The sequence below is a fragment of the Corynebacterium lipophiloflavum DSM 44291 genome (assembly GCF_000159635.1).
Lineage (GTDB): Bacteria > Actinomycetota > Actinomycetes > Mycobacteriales > Mycobacteriaceae > Corynebacterium > Corynebacterium lipophiloflavum.
In genome coordinates this window covers 292783-298494 of sequence record NZ_GG667193.1, presented here as the reverse complement: position 1 = coordinate 298494, position 5712 = coordinate 292783, and the positions used below count along the sequence as shown (strand labels likewise).

The following is a 5712-nucleotide window of genomic DNA, read 5'->3' as shown; positions in this document are numbered from 1 at the left end:
TATTTACCGTGCAACCCCAACACAGACCATGCGCATCCGACGAGGAAAACCACACAACCCATGCATCAAACAAGGCCACACCCGCGATTCATTACGATCAAACCGCACACCATGACACAAAACATGCGCCACAGGGTGACATCGCCATCAAAGGTTCACGACACCACCACCAGCACACACCCACCCACACCACAGTGCAGGCCAGGCACGCCACAATGCACACCACAACAAACCACAAACAAAAAACAAAAAAGTACATTGGCACACTATCGAGTTCTCACACAACACACGCACACCCAACCAGCCGCGACACAAATCGCAACCAATCAAAGGAGGCACCAGCGGTAGTTTTCCTGTCCGCCATCTCACCAGAACTCACTCCGGCGGGGCGTTGTCGGTCTCGCTGACTCACACAAAGTTACACACCCCCACAACCAAACACAAACCCCCAGGCAAAACCCGGTTTTTAGCGCCCCGTTTCTCGCTGAACCTGCGCCCCCAAGTCCACTAGGTTCTCCACGAACCTGGGGTAGCCGCGATCGATGTGGGCGACGTCATGCACCGTGGTGACTCCGTCTGCAACGAGGCCGGCAAGCACCAATCCCGCACCGGCGCGGATGTCGGAGGCCCACACGTTTGTCGACGACAGTGTGTCCACTCCACGCAGCACCACGTGGTGCCCATCCACGCTGGCGTCGGCTCCGAGACGCAGCATCTCATCGACGAAGCGGAACCGGGCCTCGAAGACGTTTTCCGTGATCACGGATACACCGTCTGCAATTGATGCGATGCCGATTGCCATGGGCTGCAAGTCCGTGGGGAACCCGGGAAAAGGCAGCGTCTGGTAATCGACCGCCTTCGGGCGCTGGTTTTGGCGGATGCGGAAGCCGTTGGCGTAGGTCTCGACATTCGCCCCCGCTGTCTTCAACTTGGACAGCGCGAGGTGCAGGTGGCGCGGGGCGATGCCACCGACCGTGATATCACCCTGTGTCATCGCCGCCGCGTAGGCCCACGTACCGGCCACGATGCGGTCCCCCACCACGACGTGCTCGGTTGGCGCCAGCTTGTCCACGCCGTCGATGGTGATGGTGGAGCTGCCCGCTCCTGAAATGCGGGCACCCATGGAATTGAGCATGTCGCAGAGGTCGACGATTTCCGGCTCGCGGGCGGCGTTGTCCAGGGTGGTGCGGCCGTCTGCAAGAGCTGCCGCGGTGACGATATTCTCGGTCGCGCCCACGGACGGGAAGTCCAGAGAGATTGATGCTCCGGTAAGCCTCTCGGCTCGGGCGACGACGGCTCCGTGCTCAATGTGAGTGGTTGCGCCGAGCTTTTCCAACCCGGATTGGTGCATGTCTAGCGGACGCGAGCCAATCGCGTCGCCACCTGGGAGCGCGACGTAGGCCTCCTTGCAGCGTGCAACCAGCGGTCCGAGCACGGCAACCGATGCCCTGAACTGGCGCACCGCTTCGAAGTCGGCGTGGGGTGAGACGGTCGCGGGCGTGGTGATGCGGACTACCGAGCCGTCGATGTCAACGTCGCAGCCGAGCCCGACGAGGACGTCGCGCATGAGCGGGACGTCGAGAATCTCGGGGCAATTGTGCAGGGTGGTCGTGCCCTCGGCGAGCAGCGCGGCAGCCATGAGCTTGAGCACGCTGTTCTTGGCGCCGTCGACACGCACGACGCCCTCGAGCCGAGTTCCACCGTGGACCAGAAAACGTTCTTTCACGGCCCCTAGCGTACAGAAACACAGCTACGGCAGAGCGCCGATGCGGCGGGCAGCGTTGACCGCCTCGTAGCGGGTGTGCGCGCCGAGCTTGCGCATCACGCTGCGCAGGTAGGACTTGACCGTCTCCGCGCCAATGCCCATCTCCTCTGCCGCTTCGACGTTCGTGTGGCCGAGCGCCACGCAGGAGAGCACGTCGAGCTCGCGGGCCGAGAGTTTCGTCGTCTGCTTAATTCGGACCGGCGAAACCATCTGGTCGCACAGCTGCTCGAGGTCTCTGCGTAGCTCCTCGTCGGTGACGCGATTTGCCAGCATGCGCAGCTTGGAGTGCGTGGAGCGCACCTGCTCCCACTCCGCGCTGTTCATCACCCGCCCAGCCTTGGCCGCGCCCTTGCCGCCGTCAGTGTGGCGCAGCGCGGCGTTGATGGCCAGATCCTGCTCCAGACAGCGGGCGGTCATGGTGACTTCCTCAATCACCTTGTCGCCAAGACGGACCGGGGAATGCACACCGACGTAGAGAACGCCGCGAATTTCACGCTGCACAATGACCGGTACCGCTACGATGGAGTGCAGACCCTCGTCCTGGATCTGGCGGTCGTACTCGTGGGAGATGACGTTGGCGCGCGTGTAGTCAGAAATACCCACTGCCCTGCGGGTGGTGACAACTCGGCCGCCGACGCCGGCGCCGGGTTCGATCACCAGGTTCTGCAGCGCCGGGGTACGCAATCCGATCCATTGGGTGATCTGAATGCGGTTGTCGGCCAGGAGCGTTCCGTACATGGCCACCGGGATTCCGGTGGCGGTCTTCAACGTCGTGAGGGCGGCGCGGATTGCGTCGTCCTCATCCCTGATCATTTGCGCGTCCATCACATTCCTCACGGACCTCACCCAACTCCTAGGCCCACCCGTGTGGGTGTCCCCGACGGGGGGAGGTGTCCTGCATCGAATTGCCGTATGACTACCTGAAGCATATCGCACTTTTGGGGGTGGCCAAACTTCGCAACGCTCGCGGTTGCGTAGCGCTACCTCCCCCATACCGAGCGGTTCAACGAGGCCATACTGGTTTGTCTACCTAGCAAGTGTATGATGGTCTACCATTAACACCAGAGGAGGGGAACCAACCCCTTACGGACACATTGTGAAGGAGCAACCATGACAAAGATCGCAGCTAACGTACTCGACCTCGTGGGCGGAACCCCGCTCGTTGAACTGCAGCACATTTCCAAGGACACGGGCGCGCGTGTGCTGGCCAAGCTTGAGTTTTACAACCCCGCCAACTCGGTCAAGGACCGCATTGGCAAGGCAATCGTCGAGGCGGCGGAGAAGTCCGGCGAACTTAAGCCGGGTGGCACCATCGTCGAGGCCACCTCGGGCAACACCGGCATCGCCCTCGCACTCGCGGGCGCAGCCAAGGGCTACAAGGTCATTTTGACCATGCCGGAGACCATGTCCACCGAGCGCCGCGTCGTCCTGCGCGCGCTGGGTGCACAGATTGAGTTGACCCCGGGCGCCGCAGGCATGAAGGGTGCGGTGGAGAAGGCCAACGAGATCGTCGAGCACAGCGATAACGCGATCCTGGCGCGCCAGTTCGAAAACGAGGCCAACCCGCAGATCCACTACGAGACCACGGGCCCGGAGATCTGGAAAGACACCGACGGCGACATCGACATCCTCGTCGCCGGGGTGGGCACCGGCGGCACCATCTCGGGAGCGGGCAAGTACCTCAAGGAGCAGAAGCCTGACGTCCAGCTCGTTGCCGTCGAACCGTCCGCTTCCCCGCTGCTGTCCAAGGGCGAGGCTGGCCCGCACAAGATCCAGGGCATGGGCGCGAACTTCATCCCGGGCACCCTCGACCGCAAGATTGTCGACGAGATCATCACCGTCTCCAACGAGGACGCATTCGCTACGTCGCGCGAGCTCGCCCGCGAAGAGGGCATCCTCGGCGGCATCTCCACCGGCGCGAACCTGAAGGCGGCCATCGAGGTTGCCTCGCGCCCTGAAAACGCTGGTAAGACCATCGTGTTCATCGTCTGCGATTTCGGCGAGCGCTACATTTCCACCCCACTCTACGAAGACATCCGCGACTAAAAGCCGCTTTGTGCTAATCGACGCCCCGCCGCTGGGCGTCGATTTTCTTGTGTCTTGAATCAAAAGCGCTTCGACCCTGCGGGCGTCGACACGCGCGCTGATAAGCTCGGACAGCATGATAAAGGTGCTGAGAACGATCACGGCGACAATCAAGGAAGACCTCGACAACGCCCGCCTGCATGACCCCGCGGCGCGCGGCGACGTTGAAAACGCCATCGTCTACTCAGGTTTGCACGCGATTTGGATTCACCGCGTGTGCCACTCCATGTGGACAAACGGGTTCAAGGGCCCAGCGCGGGTGCTCGCGCAGCTCAACCGGTTCCTCACCGGCATCGAGATCCACCCCGGGGCGACGATTGGACGGCGGTTCTTCATCGACCACGGCATGGGCATCGTCATCGGTGAAACCGCCGAGATTGGCGACGGTGTGATGCTCTACCACGGCGTCACCCTTGGCGGGCAGGTGCTGACACAAACTAAGCGCCACCCCACGATCGAAGACAACGTCACGATCGGGGCTGGCGCTAAGGTGCTCGGGCCCATTACCATTGGTGAGGGGTCCGCCGTGGGCGCGAACGCGGTGGTTACGAAGTCCGTTCCACCCAACTCGATTGCTACCGGAGTCCCCGCCAAGCACCGCAAGCGGATGCAGGACGAAACGACTCACTTGGTCGACCCGGACCACTACGTCGACCCCGGCAGCTACATGATTTAACTGCTAGCTGGCGACGAGGTCGCGGTAGCCTTCGTTCTTGCTCAGGAAGCGCGCCACGGCCGAGCAGGTCGGGATGATCTGCTTGCCGGCGGCGCGGGTGTCGTCGAGCGCCTGCTGGATCAGCGGCGTCGATAGGCCCTGACCGCGGAATTCGGGCTGAACCACGGTGTGGTTGAAATCGCGCACTCCCTCGTCCGTGTCACGAAACGCCGCGTAACCGGCGACCTTGTCGTCGACGATAATCTCGTAGCGGCTCTGGCCCTCATTGAGCTTGACTGTCTGCCCTGCCATTGTTACATCCTTTCACTTGGGTGACGTGGCACCCACCTTAGCGAACTCCGGCGCGGCGTGCCCTTAACGCAAGCATCCCCTCCACCGAAGTGAAGGGGATGCGCACGTGTGGCCAGAGCCAGGATCGAACTGGCGACCCCACACTTTTCAGGCGTGTGCTCTACCGACTGAGCTATCTGGCCGTAAACCGCCTCATCACAAAGCGATTCGGCGACCCTGACGGGACTTGAACCCGCGACCTCCGCCGTGACAGGGCGGCGCGCTAACCAACTGCGCCACAGGGCCAACTGTGTAATATTTGTGCTCTTTCGCGACCCTCAAGATCGCGTTGTGCACGAGAGTTCACTCTACACAGAGCGCTCGAGCGAGCACAAATCGCCAGCTCGACGCACCTTTTGCCGGATAAACCAAAAACGGCCGAGAGACATTCTCGACCGTTTTCTTCTACTGCGACCCTGACGGGACTTGAACCCGCGACCTCCGCCGTGACAGGGCGGCGCGCTAACCAACTGCGCCACAGGGCCATATTTATTTTGTCCGAACCGTGGGGTCCGAGTACCCCCAACGGGATTCGAACCCGTGTTGCCGCCGTGAAAGGGCGGAGTCCTAGGCCTCTAGACGATGGGGGCCAAACGCACTTAAATGCAATCGCATTTAGGCAGCCCGCTCATCATAAACCAGCGCGAGAAGATGGAACAAACCTGCAGGCCATGTATAGTTTCGGCCATGACTACTCCCTCCGCAGAGCACAACCACGGTTACAGCCACGACAGGGACCGCTACTCCGCACGCCTCAAGCGCATCGAAGGACAGGTGCGTGGCGTGCAACGCATGATCGAGTCGGACCAGTACTGCATCGACATCCTCACCCAAATCTCCGCGATCACCTCAGCGT

Annotated in this window: 6 protein-coding genes and 4 tRNA genes; 3 read left to right on the top strand and 7 right to left on the bottom strand. The window is 61.8% G+C overall.

Going from position 1 to position 5712, the window contains the following annotated elements; translation table 11 throughout:
• Positions 1–466: 466 nt before the first annotated feature.
• Positions 467–1726, bottom strand: a complete 1260-nt coding sequence (gene murA, locus HMPREF0298_RS08035) for a UDP-N-acetylglucosamine 1-carboxyvinyltransferase (RefSeq protein ID WP_006840654.1) — start codon at positions 1724–1726, stop codon at positions 467–469.
• Positions 1727–1750: 24 nt separating this feature from the next.
• On the bottom strand, positions 1751–2590 hold the full coding sequence (ramA, locus tag HMPREF0298_RS08030; RefSeq protein WP_006840653.1) for an acetate metabolism transcriptional regulator RamA: 840 nt from the start codon (positions 2588–2590) through the stop codon (positions 1751–1753).
• Positions 2591–2875: 285 nt separating this feature from the next.
• Here ramA and cysK point away from each other — a divergent pair, with 285 nt between their 5' ends.
• Both cysK and epsC read left to right on the top strand, forming a co-directional pair.
• Positions 2876–3811: a cysteine synthase A gene (gene cysK, locus HMPREF0298_RS08025; RefSeq protein ID WP_006840652.1), complete on the top strand. Its 936-nt coding sequence runs from the start codon at positions 2876–2878 to the stop codon at positions 3809–3811.
• Between the two features lie 115 nt (positions 3812–3926).
• Positions 3927–4526: a serine O-acetyltransferase EpsC gene (epsC, locus tag HMPREF0298_RS08020; protein WP_006840651.1), complete on the top strand. Its 600-nt coding sequence runs from the start codon at positions 3927–3929 to the stop codon at positions 4524–4526.
• 3 nt (positions 4527–4529) lie between these two features.
• Here the strand turns inward: epsC and HMPREF0298_RS08015 are convergent, their stop codons facing one another.
• From HMPREF0298_RS08015 to HMPREF0298_RS07995, 5 genes are all read right to left on the bottom strand, one after another.
• On the bottom strand, positions 4530–4817 hold the full coding sequence (locus tag HMPREF0298_RS08015) for a GNAT family N-acetyltransferase (RefSeq protein ID WP_006840650.1): 288 nt from the start codon (positions 4815–4817) through the stop codon (positions 4530–4532).
• A 109-nt stretch (positions 4818–4926) separates the two neighbouring features.
• Positions 4927–4999 (bottom strand) — tRNA-Phe (locus tag HMPREF0298_RS08010).
• A gap of 29 nt (positions 5000–5028) precedes the next feature.
• A tRNA-Asp gene (locus HMPREF0298_RS08005) sits at positions 5029–5102 on the bottom strand.
• A 165-nt stretch (positions 5103–5267) separates the two neighbouring features.
• Positions 5268–5341, bottom strand: a tRNA-Asp gene (locus HMPREF0298_RS08000).
• 32 nt (positions 5342–5373) lie between these two features.
• Positions 5374–5446, bottom strand: a tRNA-Glu gene (locus HMPREF0298_RS07995).
• 97 nt (positions 5447–5543) lie between these two features.
• Here HMPREF0298_RS07995 and HMPREF0298_RS11630 point away from each other — a divergent pair.
• Positions 5544–5712: metal-sensitive transcriptional regulator (locus HMPREF0298_RS11630; RefSeq protein WP_157464436.1), on the top strand; the 169-nt coding region annotated here is incomplete at its 3' end.